We start from the raw sequence: 18,249 nt of genomic DNA, 5'->3' as shown, positions 1-18,249 counted from the left end.
CATGCCGGAGCGTGCTGCGCGGTGGGGCTGCACCGGGGCGCGCCGTGACCGGCGCGACTGGCGCGTGGCCCAGCGCACAGCGCATACCCGCGCTGCTGCTGCGGCCCCGTGCTCCGGCGTGCGTACGCGAAGGGGCTACGCCTCTGTACTCCGGCGCGCCTACCCGCGGGTGCTACGCGCCCGAGTCCGCCGCTCCCGCCGCCAGGCGTGCGCCGATCGCGCGGAGGCCGTCCAAGTCGTGGACGTCGCCCGGCAGGGCAGGGACCTCGGTGACGGACACCTCGGGGTGGAGCGCCGTGAAACGGTCGCGGGTGCGCTGTTCGCGCGCCAGCACCTGCATCCTTTCGGCATGCAGGCGCAGCAGACCCGCCGTCAACTGCTGCGCGGTCCGCGCGTCGTCGACGTCACGCGCTTCATGTGTTCCATGTGCTTCTTGAACGTCGTGCACCTCAGGAGCCTCGGACGACGATCCGAGTGTTTCGGGGGGAACCTCGTGTGCTTCGGGGGAGTGGTCCACGGCCGGGGAGTCGGGAGAGACGGCCGCGGCGTCACGAACACCAGTCTTCCCGGGCCCCTGATCCACAATGCCGGGCTCGTCAAGATTTTCCGCGGCCGCGAGCGCCCGCTCGGCGGACAGCCGCGCGGCCCCGCTGCCGTGCACCCGGTTGAGGACGAGACCGGCGAGCGGCATGTCCTCCGCGGCCAGCCGCTCCACGAAGTACGCCGCCTCCCGCAGCGCGTCCCGCTCCGGCGCCGCGACCACCACGAACGCCGTGCCGGGCGCCTGCAGCAGCCGGTAGGTCGCGTCCGCGCGGGTACGGAAACCGCCGAACATCGTGTCCATCGCGGCGACGAACGTCTGCACGTCGCGCAGCAGTTGGCCGCCGAGCAGCTTGCCCAGCGTGCCCGTCATCATCGACATGCCGACGTTCAGGAACTTCATCCCCGCCCGACCGCCCACCTTCGCGGGGGCCATCAGCAGCTTGATGAACTTGCCGTCGAGGAACGACCCCAGGCGCCCCGGCGCGTCCAGGAAGTCCAGCGCGGAGCGCGACGGCGGGGTGTCGACGATGATCAGGTCCCACTCCTCCCGCCCGCGCAGCTGCCCCAGCTTCTCCATCGCCATGTACTCCTGCGTACCGGCGAAACCGGCGGACAGCGACTGGTAGAAGGGGTTCTCCAGGATCGCGCGGGCGCGGTCGGGTTCCGCGTGCGCCTCGACGATCTCGTCGAAGGTGCGCTTCATGTCGAGCATCATGGCGTGCAGTTCGCCGTCGCCCTCGATGCCCTTGACCCTGCGCGGGGTGTTGTCGAGCGAGTCGATGCCCATGGACTGGGCGAGTCGCCGCGCCGGGTCGATGGTCAGGACGACGACCTTGCGGCCGCGCTCCGCCGCCCGTACGCCGAGGGCCGCGGCCGTCGTCGTCTTGCCGACACCGCCCGCGCCGCAGCACACGATGATGCGCGTGGCCGGGTCGTCGATGAGCGGGTCGACCTCCAGGCGGGCCGATGCGTCCAACGTCATGAGCCGGCCCCCTGCCTGCGCAGTTCCCTCGCCAGTTGATACAGCCCGGCGAGGTCGACGCCCTCGCTGAGCATGGGCAGTTCGTACGCTCCCAGGTCCAGCGAGTTCAGCACCCGCCGCTGCTCGCGCTCCAGCTCCACCCGCTGGGCGTGTTCGGCGGCCTGCTCCAGCAGCGGGGTGACGAGCTTCGCCGAGCCGGGGACGCCCGCCGCCGTGAGTGCTTTCGCGATCTCGCCGCGGCGGCCGTCCGACGCGTGGCGCACCGCGTCCTCGTCGAGGACGTGGGGGCGGACCATGTTCACGATGACGCTGCCCACGGGGAGTGCGGCGGCGTGCAGCTCGGCGACGCCGTCCGCGGTCTCCTGCACGGGCATCTCCTCCAGCAGGGTGACCAGATGGACCGCCGTCTGGGGGGACTTGAGCACCCGCATCACGGCCTGGGCCTGGTTGTGTATCGGGCCGATCCTGGCCAGGCCCGCGACCTCGTCGTTCACGTTCAGGAAGCGGGTGATGCGGCCAGTGGGCGGCGCGTCCATGACCACGTGGTCGTAGACGTACCGCCCCTGTTTGTCCCGGCGTCGTACGGCCTCACACGCCTTGCCGGTCAGCAGCACGTCCCGGACGCCCGGCGCGATGGTCGTCGCGAAGTCGATCGCGCCGAGCTTCTTGAGGGCGCGGCCCGCGCTGCCGAGTTTGTAGAACATCTGGAGGTAGTCGAGGAGCGCGCGCTCGGCGTCGATGGCCAGCGCGAACACCTCTCCGCCGCCGGACGAGACGGCGATCTTGCGCTCCTCGTACGGAAGGGCTTCCGTCTCGAAGAGCTGGGCGATGCCCTGCCGGCCCTCGACCTCGACGAGGAGGGTGCGCTTTCCCTCGGTCGCGAGGGCGAGCGCGAGGGCGGCGGCCACCGTGGTCTTACCGGTACCGCCCTTGCCGCTGACGACCTGGAGCCTGCTCACGTATGCGAGCCTAACCAGTCGTGCACCGGCCTACGCACGAGGCTGCCTGCGGGCTGCGTCACGTCCCGTGCCCGACGTGTGTCCGTGCCGGTGCGTGGACTGCCTCGCGAACGCTCCCGCCAGTGCGGCTACAGTCGGCTCCATGACCAAGTGGGAATACGCGACCGTGCCCCTCCTCGTGCACGCGACGAAGCAGATTCTGGACACCTGGGGCGAGGACGGCTGGGAGCTCGTCCAGGTCGTGCCCGGGCCGAACAACCCCGAGCAGCTGGTGGCCTACCTGAAGCGGGAGAAGTCCTCGTGAGCGGCGTGGTCGAGCGCAGGCTGGCCGAGCTGGGTCTGACGCTGCCGGAGGTCGTTCCGCCGCTGGCCGCCTATCAGCCGGCTGTGGTCTCGGGCGCATACGTGTACACCTCGGGCCAGCTCCCGATGGTCGAGGGCAAGCTTCCGGTCACCGGCAAGGTGGGTGGCGAGGTCACCGCCGACGAGGCCAAGGAGCTCGCCCGTATCTGCGGGCTGAACGCTCTGGCCGCCGTGAAGTCGGTCATCGGCGACCTGGACCGCATCGCCCGGGTCGTGAAGGTCGTGGGCTTCGTGGCGTCGGCCGCGGACTTCACCGGCCAGCCCGGTGTCGTCAACGGGACGAGCGAGCTGCTCGGCGAGGTGCTCGGCGACAAGGGTGTGCACGCGCGCAGCGCGGTGGGTGTCGCGGTGCTTCCGCTGGACGCTCCGGTCGAGGTCGAGATCCAGGTGGAGCTCGTCCAGGACTGAACAGGTCATCAGGTTCCACGGCCCCGAGCCCGCCGGTCCGCCGGCGGGGGCGGGGCCGTCGTCGTCGCACCGCCGGTCGGGGGAATCCGGCGCGTCAACTCTTGACGTGGACGCGTCGGGGGTGTGCTCTGGTCGCGGTGTTCACGATCAGGAATGCTTCCTATCCATGTGAATCGCCAACGTGAATCCCCTCGTCCCCCACACGAAAGCGGGAGGAATCCGTGGCACCCCCTTTGCGTCCCCGTCCCCGTTCCCGTCCGCGCGCCGCGGCCGGCACCCTCGTCGCCGCGACCGCGGCCCTGTCGCTCGCCCTGCCACCGGGCAGTCAGGCGGCCGCGACCGCCGCCCACGAGCACGTCGCCGAAGCCGTCGCCTACGAGGCGGAGGCGGCCCGCCTCTCACGGGGCACCGTCGAGTCCGACCACGCAGGCCACTCGGGCAGCGGCTTCGTGAACTTCCAGGCGGTCACGGGCGCGTACGCCGAGTTCACCGTCGACTCGGCCCGCGCCGGTACGGCCGCGCTCGAACTCCGCTACGCCAACGGCACGACGGCGAACCGCCCCCTGGACATCACCGTCAACGGCACCCTCGTCGCCGACAACCTCGCCTTCCCCGCCACCGGCGCCTGGAGCACCTGGAAGACCGTCTCGGCCGCCGCGACGCTCAAGGCGGGCACGAACACCGTCCGCGTCACCACCGCGGCGGCGGACGGGCCGAACCTCGACCGGCTCACCGTCACCTCCACCGGAGCCGCCGACACCGAGAAGCCGACCGCGCCCCGCAACCTGCGGGGCGACAAGGAGCCCACGGCGACCGCCGTCTCGCTCGCATGGGACGCGGCCGCGGACGACACCGGGGTCGCCGGCTACGACGTCTACCAGCACGGCCAGTTGATGAAGCAGGTCGGCGGGAGCACGCTCGCCGCCACCGTCGACGGCCTCGACCCGGAGACGTCGTACGACTGGACCGTCTTCGCCCGCGACGCCGCCGGCAACGTCTCCGCCGCCAGCAACGCCGTCACGATCGCCACCCGGCCCGCGCCGCCCGACACCGAGGCGCCCAGCACGCCGGGCGGCCTGCGCTCCACCGGCAGGACGGCGACCAGTGTCGACCTCGCCTGGAACGCCTCCACGGACAACGTGAAGGTCACCGGCTACGAGATCTTCCGCGACGGCGCCGCGTCCGGGACCGCCGACGGCACGACGGCCACGGTCGCCGGACTGAAGCCCGGCACGGCCTATCGCTTCAAGGCCCGGGCCGTCGACCTCAAGGGCAACCGGTCCGCCTTCGGGCCGGAGATCACCGTCACCACGTCCGCGGCCCTGCCCGGCGGCACCCCCGACCCGGGCGCCGTCTCCACCCTCGCGAGCGGTGCGGACGTGCCCTGGGGCCTGGCCTTCCTGCCGGACGGCTCGGGCGTCTTCACCGAACGGAACACGTTCAACGTCTATCGGCTGACGAAATCCGGGCAGAAGACGCTGCTCGGCAAGGTGCCCCAGTCCGAGACCACCGGGGGCGAGGGCGGCCTGATGGGTCTGGAGGTCAGTCCGGACTTCGCCACCGACCACTACCTGTACTTCCTGCACACCTCCACGGACGGCAACCGCATCGCGCGCATGAAACTGGAGAACAACGCGCTCAGCGGCTACACCGTCCTGCTCGCCGGCATGGAGAAGAGCCGCTTCCACAACGGCGGCCGGCTCCGCTTCGGCCCCGACGGAAAGCTGTATGCGTCCATGGGCGACGCGCAGAGTTCCAGCAAGGCGCAGGACAGGAACTCGCTCAACGGCAAGATCCTGCGCATCAACCGGGACGGCTCCATCCCGTCCGACAACCCGTTCGGCAACGCCGTCTGGTCGATCGGCCACCGCAACCCCCAGGGGCTCGACTTCGACTCCCGGGGCAGGCTGTGGCAGGCCGAGTTCGGCAACAGCGTCATGGACGAGGTCAACCTGGTCCAGAAGGGCGGCAACTACGGCTGGCCGCACTGCGAGGGCACCAACGGCAGCTGCGCCGGCTACATCCCGCCCAAGAAGACCTGGTCCACCGCGTCCGCCTCGCCCAGCGGACTGACCGTCGTCAACGACCATGTCTTCGTGGCCACGACGAGGGGCGAGCGCGTCTACCGGCTCCGGATCGACGCGAGCGCCGACCTGGTCGAGCAGAAGACGTACTTCCAGGGGACGTACGGCCGGCTGCGCACCGTCGAGGTCGACCACGACGGCGACATCTGGCTCACCACGTCCGCCGACAAGGACGGCACACCCGGCAACGACCGGGTCCTGCTGATCGACATCCAGTACACGGGCGGCGGCCGGCAGCGCGGCACGCCCGGGCACTGACGGCGCCGGGGGGTGGCCGGCCGGCCCGGCCACCCCTCGAACATCCGCGCGTGAGCGCATAGCATCCGCCCCATGTCCAATGGTCAGTGGTACCCGCCGGAATGGCCCGACCGCATCCGTGCCCTCGCGTCCGGTGAGCTCACGCCCGTGACCCCCAAGAGGGCCGCCACCGTGATGCTGCTGCGCGACGCCGCGGACGGCCCTGCTGTCCACATGCTGCGCCGGCGCACGTCCATGGCCTTCGCCGGCGGCGCGTACGCCTATCCGGGCGGGGGAGTGGACCCGCGCGACGACCGGCCCGTCGGCTGGGCGGGGCCGTCACTGGACACCTGGGCGCGACGCCTGGGCACCGACACCGGGTCCGCGCAGGCCATCGTGTGCGCGGCGGTCCGCGAGACGTACGAGGAGGCGGGCGTCCTGCTCGCGGGGCCGACGCCCGGCACCGTCGTCGGCGACACGACGGGGGACGACTGGGAGGCGGACCGGCAGGCGCTGGTGGACCGGAACGTGTCGTTCGCCGAGTTCCTGGACCGGCGCGGCCTGGTGCTGCGCTCGGACCTGCTCGGTGCGTGGGCGCGCTGGATCACCCCGGAGTTCGAGCCGCGCCGCTACGACACCTGGTTCTTCGTGGCTGCCCTGCCCGAGGGCCAGCGCACCCGCAACGCGTCCACGGAGGCCGAGAGCACCGTCTGGATCCGCCCGGCGGACGCGACGGCCGGCTACGACAAGGGCGAGCTGCTGATGATGCCGCCCACCATCGCCACCCTGCGCACCCTGCGGCCGTACGCGACGGCCGCGCAGGCACTGGAGGCTGCCGCCGGGCAGGACATGACGCCCGTGCTCGCCGAGGCGCGCCTGGAGGGCGGCGAGGTCGTGCTGAGCTGGCCCGGGCACGACGAGTTCACCAAGCACGTGCCCACCGGAGGCCCGCGATGACCGACGCCGCAGCACTGCCCGGACAGCCCCGCGGAGGCGCGCTCTCCGGTCCCGCCACCGCCCGCGCGGTCAACGTCCTCGCGCCCAACGCGTCCGCGATGACCCTGGACGGCACCAACACCTGGATCGTCTCGGAGCCCGACTCCGGCCTCGCCGTCGTCGTCGACCCGGGACCGCTGGACGACGCCCATCTGCGCGCCGTGATCGACACGGCCGAGAAGGCGGGCAAGCGGGTCGCCCTGACCCTGCTCACCCACGGGCACCCCGACCACGCGGAGGGCGCGGCACGCTTCGCGGAGCTGACCGGCACGAAAGTCCGCGCCCTCGACGCCGCGCTGCGGCTCGGCGACGAGGGCCTCGCGGCCGGCGACGTGATCACCACGGGCGGGCTGGAGATGCGGGTCGTCCCCACCCCCGGTCACACAGCCGACTCGCTCAGCTTCCACCTGCCCGCCGACCGCGCGGTGCTGACCGGTGACACGATCCTGGGCCGCGGCACCACGGTCGTGGCCCACCCCGAGGGCCGGCTCGGCGACTACCTCGACTCGCTGCGGCGGCTGCGCTCGCTCACCGTCGACGACGGCGTCCGCACGGTGCTGCCGGGCCACGGCCCCGTGCTCGACGACGCCCAGGGCGCCGTCGAGTTCTACCTCGCGCACCGGGCGAGCCGCCTGGCGCAGGTCGAGACGGCCGTCGAGGACGGCTTCACGACGGCGTCCGAGGTCGTCGCGCAGGTGTACGCGGACGTCGACCGGTCCCTGTGGCCGGCGGCCGAGCTGTCGGTGCGGGCCCAGCTGGAGTACCTGCGCGAGCACGGGCTGATCGGCCAGGGCTGACCCCTGCCGCAGGGGCGGAACCCGACGCCGCCCTCCCGCGTCACCACCGCTGGTGATGCTTTACGCTCCGCTTACTTTTTGCGCGTCCGTCACTGGGGGGATCAAGCCGTGTTCGTCCTGTTCGTCATCCTCGTCATCGCCGCCGCGGTGATGTACGCCGTCGCCCGAGGCGGCGACAACAGAGGTCTCAAGATGGGCGCTCTGGGCGCCCTGGTCGCCGGGCTCTTCTCCGGCGTGGTCAGCTGTGTCCATGTCGTCAGCGCCTACGAGGTCGGCGTGCCGGTCACGTTCGGCAAGGTCGGCTCACCGATGACCTCCGGGGTGAACTTCACCTCGCCGTTCACCACCGTCACGACGTTCTCCACCCGGCCGGTGGACCTCAACCTCTCGGACAAGGACGTCGTCGAGGTGCGCTCCTCGCAGGGCGGCGTGATGTACGCGGAGCTGACCGTGAAGTGGGCGGTCACTCCGGCGAAGGCCGTCGAGCTGTACCGCCTCGCGGGCAGCGAGGACGCGATACAGCAGCGCCTGGTCTTCCCCGACAGCCGGGAGATCGTGCGCAACGTCTTCGCCCGCCACACCAGCGAGGAGGGCTACACCTCCGCCCGCGAGAAGATCAACGCCGAGATAGGTGACCTGATCAAGGAGCGGCTCGCTCCGCGCGGCATCGACGTCACCACGGTCAACCTGCGCAATGTGAAGCCCTCGGAGAAGCTGCAGGACCAGATCGACCGCAAGATCCAGCAGCAGCAGGCCACCGAGCGCGCGACGGAGGCGGCCCGTACGGCCAAGGCGGAGGCCGAGCGCCGCCGCATCGAGGCCGAGGGCATCGCCAGGGCCAACCGCATTCTCAGCAACTCGCTGACGGACAAGGTGCTGACCAACCAGTGCATCGAGGCGTTCCGGGAGGCGGCCGAGAAGAACCCGGTGTACGCCGTGCCCTGCGGCTCCGGCTCCGGTAATCCGCTGATCGTGGACGGCAGCAAGAACTGACCGCCCGCGCATGCGAAGAGGGCCGCCCGCATCACGCGGGCGGCCCTCTTCGCGGATGCGGTGGGTGTCAGCGCGAACGCTTGGCCAGGCGCTCCACGTCCAGCAGGATCACGGCACGCGCCTCCAGGCGCAGCCAGCCGCGCTGGGCGAAGTCGGCCAGAGCCTTGTTCACGGTCTCGCGGGAGGCGCCGACCAGCTGGGCCAGCTCCTCCTGGGTGAGGTCGTGCACCACGTGGATGCCCTCCTCCGACTGCACGCCGAAGCGGCGCGACAGGTCGAGGAGCGCGCGGGCGACTCGGCCCGGGACGTCGGAGAAGACCAGGTCGGACATCTGGTCGTTGGTCTTGCGCAGCCGGCGGGCGACCGCGCGCAGCAGGGCGGTGGCCACCTCGGGGCGCGCGTTCAGCCAGGGCTGGAGGTCGCCGTGGCCGAGGCCGAGGAGCTTCACCTCGGTCAGGGCCGTGGCGGTCGCGGTGCGCGGGCCGGGGTCGAAGAGGGACAGCTCGCCGATGAGCTCGCCCGGGCCGAGGACGGCGAGCATGTTCTCGCGGCCGTCGGGGGACGTGCGGTGGAGCTTGACCTTGCCTTCGGTGACCACGTAAAGGCGGTCGCCAGGTTCGCCCTCGTGGAAGAGCGCGTCGCCACGGGCGAGCGTCACTTCACTCATCGAGGCGCGGAGCTCCGCGGCCTGCTCGTCATCGAGCGCCGCGAAGAGCGGGGCGCGCCGCAGAACGTCGTCCACGAGTTCTCTCCTTGTCGACCTGCTCAGGGGACGTTGTCCCCATGATGCCGGACCGTCGCTGTGCTGTTCGGGGACTCGGTGCCCCGCGGCGGCATCGTCGGGGATCGGGACCCCGGTAGTAAACAATCGTGCGATCAATCACAACAAGTTTGACGCACTGGCGCGCCCAACCGTGCGGCAGGGGCCCGATTGGGTCGTGATTCACGGGGACCGGGGCAGATGTCAGTGGCGCCCCTTAGGCTGGCCGGGTGTCCAATTCGCCGGTGAGAGCGCAGGCCAAGGGGGCTGGAAGCGTGTCCGGAAAGCAGAATTCCGCTGTGGGCGAACAGCTCTCCCCCAGTCCGGACAAAAGGAAGAAACCGGACAAACAGGAATCGCGTCTCGCCATGGTCCGCCGCGCCCGCCGGATCAACCGCGAGCTCGCCGAGGTCTTCCCCTACGCGCATCCGGAGCTCGACTTCGAGAATCCGTACCAGCTGCTGATAGCGACCGTGCTGTCGGCCCAGACGACCGACCTCCGGGTCAACCAGACGACCCCCGCCCTCTTCGCCAAGTACCCCACCCCGGAGGACCTGGCCGCGGCGGTGCCCGAGGAGGTCGAGGAGCTCATCCGCCCGACCGGCTTCTTCCGGGCCAAGACCAAGTCGATCATGGGGCTGTCCAAAGCCATCCGCGACGACTTCGGCGGAGAGGTTCCCGGCCGGCTCGAAGACCTGGTCAGCCTGCCGGGCGTGGGCCGCAAGACGGCCTTCGTCGTCCTGGGGAACGCTTTCGGAGTCCCCGGCATCACCGTGGACACGCACTTCATGCGACTCGTGCGCCGCTGGAAGTGGACCGACCAGGACGACCCGGTGAAGATCGAGGCCGAGATCGCCACGATCTTCCCGAAGTCGGAGTGGACGATGCTCTCCCACCGGATCATCTTCCACGGCCGCCGCATCTGCCACGCCCGCAGGCCCGCCTGCGGCGCATGCCCGATCACGCACCTCTGTCCTGCCTACGGGGAGGGCGAGACGGACCCCGAGAAGGCCAGAAAGCTCCTGAAGTACGAGATGGGCGGCCACCCCGGCCAGCGGCTCAAGCCGCCGCCGGACTACCCGGGCAAGCCGGCCCCGGCCCTGGGCGCGATCGGGTGATCCGCCCCCACGAGGAACGATCCGGGCTGCCCCGGGCGTTGAGCCCGAGGGGGTGCACATGACGCGCGCAGGCGAAGAGACCTATATGACGTACGAGCAGTCGGGCAGGCACGGCGAGGTGTCCGTCACCACCGATGGCCTGCCCGACTGGCTCGACCCCGTCGTGCGCGCCGCCGACACCGTGCAGCCGCACCAGCTGAGCCGCTTCCTGCCGCCCGAGAGCGGCCGCGGCCGCCAGTCCGCCGTGCTCATCCTGTTCGGCGAGGGCGACCGAGGACCCGAGCTGCTGCTCATGGAGCGCGCCGGCACCCTGCGCTCGCACGCCGGGCAGCCGTCGTTCCCCGGCGGCGCCCTCGACCCGGAGGACGGCGACCCCGCCACCACAGGACCGCTGCGCGCCGCGCTGCGGGAGGCCGAGGAGGAGACCGGACTCGATCCCTCCGGGGTCCAGCCCTTCGGCGTGCTGCCCAAGCTCTACATCCCGGTGAGCGGATTCGTCGTCACGCCCGTACTGGGATGGTGGCGCACCCCGAGCCCGGTCGGAGCGGTCGACCCCGCCGAGACCGCGCGGGTCTTCACCGTGCCCGTGGCGGATCTCACGGACCCGGACAACCGCGCGACGGCCCTCCACCCGAGCGGCCACGCCGGACCCGCGTTCCTGGTCGAGGGCGCTCTCGTCTGGGGTTTCACGGCCGGAGTGATCGACCGGATCCTGCACTTCGCCGGCTGGGAGCGACCATGGGACCGCACCCGCGAGGTCCCGCTGGACTGGCGCGCATGACAGGCTGACCCAGTAAGAAGCGCACCCCGGGGCGCACAGAGAAGCGGCCGCGCCGCGGACCCGGATCCACCAGCCGGCAGGAGCACCCGGCGACGACACTGCGAGGCTAATGACGGTGAACGTGCTGGACATCCTGTTGCTGGTCGCCGCCGTGTGGTTCGCGATCGTCGGCTACCGCCAGGGCTTCGTCGTCGGCATCCTCTCGGTGATCGGCTTTCTCGGCGGCGGGCTCGTCGCGGTCTACCTCCTCCCGGTGATCTGGGAGGCGCTGACCGACGACGCCGAGGTGTCGACCACGGCCGCCATCGTCGCCGTTGTGATCGTGATCGTCTGCGCCTCGGTCGGCCAGGCGTTCACCACCCACCTCGGGAACAAGCTGCGCCGGCACATCACCTGGTCACCCGCCCGCGCCCTGGACGCCACCGGCGGTGCACTGGTCAACGTCGTCGCGATGCTGCTGGTCGCCTGGCTGATCGGCTCCGCGCTCGCCGGCACCTCGCTGCCCACGCTGGGCAAGGAGGTCCGCAGTTCCAAGGTGCTGCTCGGCATCTCCCGCGTGATGCCCGATCAGGCCAACACCTGGTTCGCCGACTTCACCTCGGTGCTCGCGCAGAACGGCTTCCCGCAGGTCTTCAGCCCCTTCGTCAACGAGCCCATCACCGAGGTCCAGGCGCCGGATCCGGCGCTCGTCGGCAGCCCCGTCGCCGCACGCGCCAAGCAGTCCATCGTCAAGGTCGTCGGCACGGCCCCCAGTTGCGGCAAGGTCCTCGAAGGCACCGGCTTCGTCTTCGACGAGCGCCGGGTGATGACCAACGCGCATGTGGTCGGCGGCGTGGACGAGCCCACCGTCCAGATAGGCGGCGAGGGCAGGCTCTACGACGCCAAGGTCGTGCTCTACGACTGGGAGCGCGACATCGCGGTCCTGGACGTCCCCGACCTCAAGGCCCGCCCGCTGCAGTTCACCGAGGGCGACGCCCGCAGCGGCGACAGCGCGATCGTCGCGGGCTTCCCGGAGAACGGCGCGTACGACGTCCGATCCGCCCGCGTCCGCGGCCGGATCAACGCCAACGGCCCCGACATCTACCATCGGGGCACCGTCCGCCGCGACGTCTACTCGCTGTTCGCGACCGTGCGCCAGGGCAACTCGGGCGGTCCGCTGCTCACCACCGACGGCAAGGTCTACGGCGTCATTTTCGCCCGCTCCCTCGACGACGCCGACACGGGCTATGCCCTGACGGTCGACGAGATCCGCGACGACATCGCACAGGGCAGGTCCGCCGGCCAGCAGGTCGACAGCCAGGGATGTGCGCTGTAGAGACGCGCGATGCGGGGGCGTCCGGGCCATGTGGCGCGCTGTAGCGGTGCGCGATGCGGGCCGTGCGGTCCGCGTGGTGCGCGGTGCCGGTGCGCGATGCGGGGCGTCCGGTCCGGGCCGCCGGCGGCCTGGCCGCGGATGCGCCAGGCCGGCCAGCGGCTCAAGTCCGCGGGTGCCGCCGGTCCGCCCGGCGGCTCAGGTCCGCGAATGCCGCAACCGCGCGGACACCCAGCGCGCACGGCGCCGGAGGATACGCGGAATGCCCATTCCCTGTCCCGGATGCTCCGGGCTCTCGTGCTGAGAGCCACCACTGTCGTGGGTGATCGGCCCATTGGCCGAGCGGCGGTTGCGTGCTGCGTCACCGTAGTCGTGCGTCCAGCCCATACCCCGACGTCTGCCCGGGCCCCATGGTCGGTAACCGTGTCCGGGCCCGCCAATTGGCCTATGCGCCAGGCATGTGGCCGTTCGTAGGACAACCGTTCCAGCGGCCCGCCCGAACGGCCCCCTTCGGCCGCCGATCGACGGCCCCGGTGCCGTACGGGGACGGCTCAGCGGTCGGGTTCGGGGTCCTTGAGCCAGCTGATGAGCTCGTTCGAGAAGGCCACCGGGTCCTCCTCATGGGGGAAGTGGCCCAGACCGTCGAACAGCCGCCAGCGGTACGGCGCTTCGACGTACTCGCCCGAACCGGCCGCGCTCCGCGTGCGCATCGCCGGATCGAGTGACCCGTGCAGATGCAGTGTGGGCACCCGCACGGGGCGCTTCATCCGGCGGTTGAACTGGATGCCGTCCGGCCGGGCCAGCGAGCGCACCATCCAGCGGTACGGCTCGATCGAGCAGTGCGCCGTCGAGGGGATGCACATCGCGCGCCGGTAGACGCCGACCGCGTCCTCGTCGAGCGGCTGCGGCCCCGACCAGTCCTCGATGAGCCGGCCCACCAGCGCGGCATCGTCGGCGACCAGCTGACGCTCCGGGATCCAGGGCCGCTGGAAGCCCCACACGTACGACCCGGCACGGCTCTGCGCGACGTCCGACAGCATCGCGGAACGCCAGCGCCGCGGGTGCGGCATCGACGAAACGGCCAGGCGGCGCACCAGCTTGGGGCGCATCACGGCCGCCGTCCACGCCAGATAGCCGCCCAGGTCGTGTCCGACCAGCGCGGCGTCCGGCTCGCCGAGGGACCGGACGACGCCGGTGATGTCGAGCGCCAGGTTGGCAGGGTCGTAACCCCGCGGCGTACGGTCGCTGCCGCCCACCCCGCGCAGGTCCATCGCCACCGCCCGGAATCCCGCGTCGGCGAGCGCCGGCAGTTGGTGCCGCCAGGTCCACCAGAACTGGGGGAACCCGTGCAGCAGCATCACCAGCGGCCCGTCGCCCATCTCGGCGATGTGGAAGCGGGCACCGTTGGCCGCGACGTCGCGGTGGGTCCACGGACCGTCGAGACGTACGGGACTGCCGGGGCCGCCGAGGCCGCCGGGGCTGGAATCAGGTGCCGTCATGCTGATGAGCGTGCCACACCCGCGCACCGCGCGTCCGCCACGCCCGGCCCGCCGCGCCCGCGCCGGTTTGTCCGCCGGGTCACACCGGGACCCTGTCCTCCCGGCTGCCGGCAGGCAGTTCGGGCTGTGCGGGGCGGCGCGGGTGCGGCTTGGCGTTCTGCAGCACCGCCGCGGACTCCTTGGCCGAGGCGACCGCCTTCTGCGGGCCCTTGCCCCTCTTCGCCTTCTTCACGAAGACCAGGCCGATGAGCGCGAGCAGCCCGGCGACGAGGACGTTGACGGCGAACGACAGCAGGAAGCAGACGGACAGGTGCCAGCCGGTCCAGACCTGGAAGCCGTAGGCGAGCGCGAAGCTCAGCATCGGCAGCGAGAAGAGGAGCACCGCGCCCGCCGCGATGAACGCACCACTGCCGATGCCCGCCTTCTTCACGTCCTGTCGCAACTGGGCCTTGGCCAGCGCGATCTCGTCGTGCACCAGCGTCGACATCTCGGCGGTCGCCGAGGCGACCAGCTGACCGAGACTGCGGTCGGCGCCGACAGCGTTCGCCGTGGTGTTGCCGCGGTCGCTCATCGCTGACTCCCTCTCCAAAGTTCTACGGTCCGATGTCAGATCATGCCGGACTGTCGCGGCCGTCGCGCGATGCCCCCGCCGCTTGGGCCTTCCTGCGGTGCTCCGCGGCCTTCTCCTCGTAGATGGCGGCCATCCTCAGGTGGTACGCGGGATCGTCCTGCTCGTAGATGTCGGGGACGCCGGACATGTCCTCGTCGCGCTCCTCCTCCGCCGCCAGTGCCTGGTACGTGCGGACCCGCAGTTTGAGGAGGACGCCGGAGAGAACGGCGGCGATCAGGGAGCCGATCAGGACGGCGGCCTTCACCTCGTCGGTGAGCGTGGCGTCCCCGGCGAAGGCGAGTTCGCCGATCAGCAGCGAGACGGTGAAGCCGATGCCGGCGAGGGAGGCGAGCGCGAAGACGTCCGGCCAGCGCAGGTCCTCGTTCAGTTCCGCCCTGGTGAAACGTGCCGCCAGCCAGGTGCCGCCGAAGATGCCGAGCGCCTTGCCGAGCACCAGGCCCAGCACGACGCCCAGCGTCTCGGGCTTGGTGAAGACATCGCCGAGGGACTTGCCGGTGACGGTGACTCCCGCCGAGAACAGCGCGAACAGCGGGACGGCGACGCCCGCGGACAGGGGCCGTACGACATGCTCGATGTGCTCGCCCGGGGAGTACGCCTCGCCCTCCCGGCGGCCGCAGCGGAGCATCAGGCCCATGGCGACACCCGCGATGGTGGCGTGGACGCCGCTGTTGTACATCAGGCCCCAGATGACGAGGGCGAGCGGCACGTACACGTACCAGCCGCGGACGCCCGTGCGCAGCAGCAGCCAGAAGAGGGCGAGACCGGCGAAGGCGCCGCCGAGCGCCGCGAAGTTCAGGTCGTTCGTGAAGAAGATCGCGATGATCAGGATCGCGAAGAGGTCGTCGACGACCGCGAGCGTCAGCAGGAACGCGCGCAGCGCGGACGGCAGTGACGTGCCGATCACCGCGAGGACGGCGAGGGCGAAGGCGATGTCCGTGGCGGTGGGGACCGCCCATCCGGCCGTGGAGCCGTCGCCGAGCGTCGTGACCGCCAGGTAGACGACGGCGGGCATGATCATGCCGCACAGCGCGGCGATGACGGGCAGCGCGGCGGCCTTGGGGTCACGCAGTTCGCCGACGACCAGCTCGCGCTTGAGCTCGATGCCGGCGACGAAGAAGAAGACGGCCAGCAGGCCGTCCGCCGCCCAGTGCTGGAGCGACAGGTCGAGGCCGAGCGATTCGGGGCCGATGTGGAAGTCCCGCAAGGCGGCGTAGCTGTCGCCGAGGGGGGTGTTGGCCCACATCAGTGCCGCCACCGCGGCGAGCAGGAGCAGGACACCGCCGACCGTCTCGGTGCGCAGCGCGTCCGCGACGAAGTTCCGCTCGGGAAGGGACAGACGTCCGAAGAGCTTGGGGGCGGTCCTGGGCGCGGTCACGGTACGCAACCTCCGGTCGGTCGGGCACGACAAAACTGTTGCCGACCAGACTTCCCGGCGCACCTGACAGCGTTCGTTGCGTCATTGACGCGTTCTTTACTCTACCTAATGATCTCGTCGGCCGCCGGGCGAGCCCCCTTCCGGCAACGATGAGTGAGCCCGTTCCGGTACCGCATGCGCATGGCCCCGGCGCCGGTGCGCCGGGGCCATGCGGGTGCCTCGGAGGTCGAGCGGCGTGCCGGTCAGTCCTCGCTGGGGGCGCTGGGCAGGCGGGACTGGATCAGGTCCATCACGGAGGAGTCCGTGAGCGTGGTGACGTCACCGAGCTGACGGTTCTCGGCGACGTCGCGCAGCAGGCGGCGCATGATCTTGCCGGAGCGGGTCTTCGGCAGCTCGGCGACCGGCAGGATCCGCTTGGGCTTGGCGATCGGGCCGAGGGTCGTGCCGACGTGGTTGCGCAGGTCGTTCACCAGGGCGTCGTCCTCGCTGGCCGTCCCCCGCAGGATGACGAACGCGACGATCGCCTGACCGGTCGTCTCGTCCGCCGCCCCCACGACCGCGGCCTCGGCGACCTTGGGGTGGGAGACGAGGGCCGACTCGACCTCGGTGGTCGAGATGTTGTGCCCGGACACGAGCATCACGTCGTCGACGCGGCCGAGCAGCCAGATGTCACCGTCGTCGTCCTTCTTGGCGCCGTCGCCCGCGAAGTACTTGCCCTCGAAGCGGGACCAGTACGTGTCGATGAAGCGCTGGTCGTCGCCCCAGATGGTGCGCAGCATCGACGGCCACGGCTCGGTGAGCACGAGGTAGCCGCCGCCCCCGTTGGGCACCTCGTTCGCCTCGTCGTCGACGACGGTGGCGGCGATGCCCGGCAGCGGGCGCTGCGCGGAGCCGGGCTTGGTCTCGGTGACGCCGGGCAGCGGCGAGATCATCATCGCGCCGGTCTCGGTCTGCCACCAGGTGTCGACGATCGGGGTCTTCCCCGCGCCGATGTGCTCCCGGTACCAGATCCACGCCTCGGGGTTGATCGGCTCACCGACGGACCCGAGGATCCGCAGGCTGGAGAGGTCGAACTTGGCGGGGATGTCGTCGCCCCACTTCATGAACGTGCGGATCGCGGTCGGCGCCGTGTAGAGGATCGTGACGCCGTACTTCTGCACGATCTCCCAGAACCGGCCCTGGTGCGGGGTGTCCGGCGTGCCCTCGTACATGACCTGCGTCGCGCCGTTGGCCAGCGGGCCGTAGACGATGTACGAGTGGCCGGTGACCCAGCCGATGTCCGCCGTGCACCAGTAGACGTCGGACTCGGGCTTGAGGTCGAAGACCGCGTGGTGGGTGTAGGCCGCCTGGGTGAGGTAGCCGCCGGAGGTGTGCAGGATGCCCTTCGGCTTACCCGTGGTGCCTGAGGTGTAGAGGATGAAGAGCGGGTGCTCCGCCTCGAATGCCTCGGGGACGTGACTGGCAGGCTGTCGTTCAACGAACTCGTGCCACCACACGTCGCGGCCCTCGGTGAACGCCGTCTCCTGGCCGGTGCGCCGCACGACCAGCACGTGCTCGACCTGCGGGCAGCGGGAGACGGCCTCGTCGATCGCGGGCTTGAGCGCGCTGGGCTTGCCGCGGCGGTAGCCGCCGTCGGCGGTGATGACGAGCTTGGCGTCGGCGTCCTGGATGCGGGAGGCGACGGCGTCGGCGGAGAAGCCGCCGAAGACCACGGAGTGGGCGGCGCCGATTCGGGCGCAGGCCAGCATCGCGACCGCGGCCTCGGGGATCATCGGCATGTAGACGGCGACGCGGTCGCCCTTGCGCACACCCAGCTCGGTCAGGGCGTTGGCAGCCTTGGCGACCTCGTCCTTGAGCTCGGCGTAGGTGATGGCGCGGCTGTCACCGGGCTCGCCCTCGAAGTGGATGGCGACGCGGTCGCCGTGACCCGCCTCGACATGGCGGTCCACGCAGTTGTACGCGACGTTGAGCGTGCCGTCCGCGAACCATTTCGCGAAGGGCGGGTTGCTCCAGTCGAGGGTCTCGGTCGGTTCGGTGGCCCAGTCCAGCCGCCGTGCCTGCTCGGCCCAGAAGCCAAGCCTGTCCGCGGCGGCCTGCGCGTACGCCTCCGTGGTCACGTTGGCATGCGCGGCCAGCTCGGCCGGAGGTGCGAACCGCCGCTCTTCTTTAAGAAGGTTGGCCAGGCTTTCGTTGCTCACGACATCTCCCTTTCTCAGGGCGTCTTCTGTGCGTATGTGTCCCAGGCCATAGCTCATCAGCCAGAAGGCCGGGTGACAAGGGCCTTCCGAAAATTGGTTTAGACCTGTGGGGTGGCCCCTCGACCCCGGGCGGTGGGGAAGAGGGGCCACACGTTCTCACGGACGCCGCACAGCGCCGGTTCAGCCACGCGGTGTGCGCTCGCTCACGCGTGT

At 71.0% G+C, this 18,249-nt stretch carries 17 protein-coding genes; 9 read left to right on the top strand and 8 right to left on the bottom strand.

Going from position 1 to position 18,249, the window contains the following annotated elements; translation table 11 throughout:
• Nucleotides 1-172: 172 nt before the first annotated feature.
• Both ACF08N_RS19540 and ACF08N_RS19535 read right to left on the bottom strand, forming a co-directional pair.
• Nucleotides 173-1,525, bottom strand: a complete 1,353-nt coding sequence (locus ACF08N_RS19540; RefSeq protein WP_392325869.1) for an ArsA family ATPase — start codon at nt 1,523-1,525, stop codon at nt 173-175.
• Nucleotides 1,522-2,484 carry an ArsA family ATPase gene (locus ACF08N_RS19535; protein ID WP_392325868.1) on the bottom strand — a complete coding sequence of 321 codons (963 nt, stop codon included), beginning with the start codon at nt 2,482-2,484 and terminating at the stop codon, nt 1,522-1,524. Before ACF08N_RS19535 ends, ACF08N_RS19540 begins: the two co-directional genes overlap by 4 nt.
• 142 nt (nt 2,485-2,626) lie before the next feature.
• On the opposite strand from ACF08N_RS19535, the gene ACF08N_RS19530 reads away from it, so the two are divergent.
• From ACF08N_RS19530 to ACF08N_RS19505, 6 genes are all read left to right on the top strand, one after another.
• On the top strand, nt 2,627-2,788 hold the full coding sequence (locus tag ACF08N_RS19530) for a DUF4177 domain-containing protein (protein WP_005314434.1): 162 nt from the start codon (nt 2,627-2,629) through the stop codon (nt 2,786-2,788).
• On the top strand, nt 2,785-3,255 hold the full coding sequence (locus ACF08N_RS19525; RefSeq protein WP_392325867.1) for a RidA family protein: 471 nt from the start codon (nt 2,785-2,787) through the stop codon (nt 3,253-3,255). Before ACF08N_RS19530 ends, ACF08N_RS19525 begins: the two co-directional genes overlap by 4 nt.
• Nucleotides 3,256-3,476: 221 nt before the next feature.
• A complete protein-coding gene (locus tag ACF08N_RS19520) occupies nt 3,477-5,597 on the top strand; it encodes a PQQ-dependent sugar dehydrogenase (protein ID WP_392325866.1) in 2,121 nt (706 codons plus the stop codon).
• 72 nt (nt 5,598-5,669) lie between these two features.
• Nucleotides 5,670-6,533: an NUDIX hydrolase gene (locus ACF08N_RS19515; protein WP_392325865.1), complete on the top strand. Its 864-nt coding sequence runs from the start codon at nt 5,670-5,672 to the stop codon at nt 6,531-6,533.
• The gene (locus tag ACF08N_RS19510; protein WP_392325864.1) at nt 6,530-7,369 is read left to right on the top strand and encodes an MBL fold metallo-hydrolase; all 840 of its coding nucleotides are present in this window, start codon (nt 6,530-6,532) and stop codon (nt 7,367-7,369) included. Before ACF08N_RS19515 ends, ACF08N_RS19510 begins: the two co-directional genes overlap by 4 nt.
• A gap of 108 nt (nt 7,370-7,477) precedes the next feature.
• Complete coding sequence (locus tag ACF08N_RS19505) at nt 7,478-8,362, top strand: prohibitin family protein (protein WP_392325863.1); 885 nt, start codon at nt 7,478-7,480, stop codon at nt 8,360-8,362.
• 67 nt (nt 8,363-8,429) lie between these two features.
• Here the strand turns inward: ACF08N_RS19505 and ACF08N_RS19500 are convergent, their stop codons facing one another.
• The gene (locus ACF08N_RS19500; RefSeq protein ID WP_215183860.1) at nt 8,430-9,104 is read right to left on the bottom strand and encodes a Crp/Fnr family transcriptional regulator; all 675 of its coding nucleotides are present in this window, start codon (nt 9,102-9,104) and stop codon (nt 8,430-8,432) included.
• 293 nt (nt 9,105-9,397) lie between these two features.
• On the opposite strand from ACF08N_RS19500, the gene nth reads away from it, so the two are divergent.
• The 3 genes from nth (at nt 9,398) to ACF08N_RS19485 (ending at nt 12,336) form a co-directional block, all read left to right on the top strand.
• The gene (nth, locus tag ACF08N_RS19495; protein ID WP_392325862.1) at nt 9,398-10,240 is read left to right on the top strand and encodes an endonuclease III; all 843 of its coding nucleotides are present in this window, start codon (nt 9,398-9,400) and stop codon (nt 10,238-10,240) included.
• 58 nt (nt 10,241-10,298) lie between these two features.
• Complete coding sequence (locus tag ACF08N_RS19490; RefSeq protein ID WP_392325861.1) at nt 10,299-11,021, top strand: NUDIX hydrolase; 723 nt, start codon at nt 10,299-10,301, stop codon at nt 11,019-11,021.
• 115 nt (nt 11,022-11,136) lie between these two features.
• A complete protein-coding gene (locus tag ACF08N_RS19485) occupies nt 11,137-12,336 on the top strand; it encodes a MarP family serine protease (protein WP_392325860.1) in 1,200 nt (399 codons plus the stop codon).
• 195 nt (nt 12,337-12,531) lie between these two features.
• Here the strand turns inward: ACF08N_RS19485 and ACF08N_RS19480 are convergent, their stop codons facing one another.
• From ACF08N_RS19480 to acs, 5 genes are all read right to left on the bottom strand, one after another.
• A complete protein-coding gene (locus tag ACF08N_RS19480) occupies nt 12,532-12,720 on the bottom strand; it encodes a hypothetical protein (protein ID WP_392325859.1) in 189 nt (62 codons plus the stop codon).
• A gap of 164 nt (nt 12,721-12,884) precedes the next feature.
• Nucleotides 12,885-13,832 (bottom strand): alpha/beta fold hydrolase, encoded by a 948-nt coding sequence (locus ACF08N_RS19475; protein ID WP_392325858.1) that lies wholly within the window; start codon nt 13,830-13,832, stop codon nt 12,885-12,887.
• Nucleotides 13,833-13,911: 79 nt separating this feature from the next.
• A complete protein-coding gene (locus ACF08N_RS19470) occupies nt 13,912-14,403 on the bottom strand; it encodes a phage holin family protein (protein ID WP_392325857.1) in 492 nt (163 codons plus the stop codon).
• A gap of 40 nt (nt 14,404-14,443) precedes the next feature.
• Entirely contained in the window at nt 14,444-15,838 is a 1,395-nt protein-coding gene (gene nhaA / locus ACF08N_RS19465) for a Na+/H+ antiporter NhaA (RefSeq protein WP_392325856.1), read from the bottom strand.
• A 242-nt stretch (nt 15,839-16,080) separates the two neighbouring features.
• On the bottom strand, nt 16,081-18,036 hold the full coding sequence (acs, locus tag ACF08N_RS19460; RefSeq protein ID WP_392325855.1) for an acetate--CoA ligase: 1,956 nt from the start codon (nt 18,034-18,036) through the stop codon (nt 16,081-16,083).
• Nucleotides 18,037-18,249: the final 213 nt, after the last annotated feature.

Source organism: Streptomyces sp. NPDC015127 (genome assembly GCF_043080095.1).
Classification (GTDB): domain Bacteria; phylum Actinomycetota; class Actinomycetes; order Streptomycetales; family Streptomycetaceae; genus Streptomyces.
This window is presented reverse-complemented; position numbering and strand designations above follow the sequence as displayed.

What these genes read in the sequence shown, in the direction of transcription:
- ACF08N_RS19515 (WP_392325865.1), top strand. Translation starts at nt 5,670, where the DNA reads ATGTCCAATGGTCAGTGGTACCCGCCGGAATGGCCCGACCGCATCCGT.
- ACF08N_RS19470 (WP_392325857.1), bottom strand. Translation starts at nt 14,403, where the DNA reads ATGAGCGACCGCGGCAACACCACGGCGAACGCTGTCGGCGCCGACCGC.
- ACF08N_RS19510 (WP_392325864.1), top strand. Translation starts at nt 6,530, where the DNA reads ATGACCGACGCCGCAGCACTGCCCGGACAGCCCCGCGGAGGCGCGCTC.
- ACF08N_RS19540 (WP_392325869.1), bottom strand. Translation starts at nt 1,525, where the DNA reads ATGACGTTGGACGCATCGGCCCGCCTGGAGGTCGACCCGCTCATCGAC.
- ACF08N_RS19475 (WP_392325858.1), bottom strand. Translation starts at nt 13,832, where the DNA reads ATGACGGCACCTGATTCCAGCCCCGGCGGCCTCGGCGGCCCCGGCAGT.
- ACF08N_RS19530 (WP_005314434.1), top strand. Translation starts at nt 2,627, where the DNA reads ATGACCAAGTGGGAATACGCGACCGTGCCCCTCCTCGTGCACGCGACG.
- ACF08N_RS19490 (WP_392325861.1), top strand. Translation starts at nt 10,299, where the DNA reads ATGACGCGCGCAGGCGAAGAGACCTATATGACGTACGAGCAGTCGGGC.
- ACF08N_RS19480 (WP_392325859.1), bottom strand. Translation starts at nt 12,720, where the DNA reads ATGGGCTGGACGCACGACTACGGTGACGCAGCACGCAACCGCCGCTCG.